A 1,438-nucleotide genomic window follows, 5' to 3' on the forward strand; every position below is an offset into this window, starting at 1 on the left:
AGCCATATCGATGATTTTCTGGTGTGTACCGGGCTGGGATGCGGTATAGGTGAAAGTGCGTTGCCATGTCTTACGACACTGTTTGCAGAGATAACGCTGATGGCCAGCAGTACTTTTGCCGTTACAGACAACGCCTTTAGTCACGGAACAAGAGGGACAGCACACGGAGATGAAGCCACAGAAGCACCTAAAAAACACCATCATATACTAAATCAATAAATTGGAGTAATTACCTGTACAGAGCTTTTATAGTAAGAACCTATATATGAAGCTAAGGGATATTTAAGAATTTCTTAGCTCTATTCAATGCAGCTTTTCTTGCTGCTATACCATTTTCATAACCATTAACCTTATGACTTATCTTCATAAATAAATCATCGTCTGCATCTTTATTTAAACCATTGTTCTTCCAGAAAACATATGCTGTTCTTACCGCAATATCTAAGTCCAGAGCAACTAATTTTGGTTTTGATTCAATATCTACACCTATTTCCTTACCAATTTTTCTATAATTGTATCTTCCTGTTAGATGTAGCAAGCCTCGGCCAATATAATTAGGGCCATCCCCTGGGTGCGTATTACCAAGAACCTTCCCTACTCGAGTTCCAAAATCATATTCTTTTCCACCTTTAGCTGGTCTTTCAGTCATATCTGAAAAATCAAATGTTTCACAACATGCTTGAGCAAGAAAGTGAGCTATTCTCAGTGGAGTATTGATTTCATATACTTTAAACCATTGATTCATAGGTTTTACCAAAGAATGAATATTTGATATTTGACGTTCATTCCTAGCCTGATATTTTATAGCTCTAAAGTGAAGGCAGGTAGCATTAAGTAAATCGGCTGTAACAATCTTAATCACCCACATTAATTTTATATTGGATGCGTATCATATCAAACATTGTTATTAAAATCTAAAAGTAAGATGAATCTTATAAAAATCAGAATCAATAGCAATCATTACATCATCCCACGATGACACTAACTAGACGAAAATCGTTACCATTACCTAGTATCAAGCACACATAACCAACTTCATTACCCCCCTGAGAGTTACTTTAATTATGAATTATTATACAATCAACTAGCTGATTTCAAGTGGATCTATCAAGGAAAAATTTGAAATGAATTAGAGAAAAAAACAACATAAGGAGAAGATGGAAATGAATAAAAATCACGCTATGTATATAATTTATATGATGTTATCAATTCTTCCGGCAAAAGCATTTGCAGATAATGATTCATGCCAAAAAGAAAATATTATTTTCTATTCTTACAATATGAATCATACAAAAGTGGTAGAACTGTGCAAAAAAAGAGGTGTATATGAATACTCTTTCGGAAGAGTTGGAAAACCTGAAATAAAAATAATAAATAAATATAATAATATTAATTTAGAGGGTGGGATGTTTGGTGGATTTGAAGTAAAAAGTGGTGA

The 1,438-nt window shown here is 33.8% G+C and carries 2 protein-coding genes and 1 pseudogene; 1 reads left to right on the plus strand and 2 read right to left on the minus strand.

All coding sequences use genetic code 11. The features are described 5' to 3' along the window. The coding region (locus MKR94_RS16320) for an IS1 family transposase (RefSeq protein WP_241647875.1) at window positions 1-201 on the minus strand (201 nt) is incomplete at its 3' end. A 70-nt stretch (window positions 202-271) separates the two neighbouring features. Then, a complete protein-coding gene (locus MKR94_RS17070) occupies window positions 272-862 on the minus strand; it encodes a glycoside hydrolase family 19 protein (RefSeq protein ID WP_241647874.1) in 591 nt (196 codons plus the stop codon). Between the two features lie 295 nt (window positions 863-1,157). On the opposite strand from MKR94_RS17070, the pseudogene MKR94_RS16330 reads away from it, so the two are divergent. After that, window positions 1,158-1,438, plus strand: a pseudogene (locus MKR94_RS16330) (hypothetical protein); the annotation flags it as partial.

It is taken from the genome of Rosenbergiella metrosideri, assembly GCF_022602565.1.
In the GTDB taxonomy this organism is placed as follows: domain Bacteria; phylum Pseudomonadota; class Gammaproteobacteria; order Enterobacterales; family Enterobacteriaceae; genus Rosenbergiella; species Rosenbergiella metrosideri.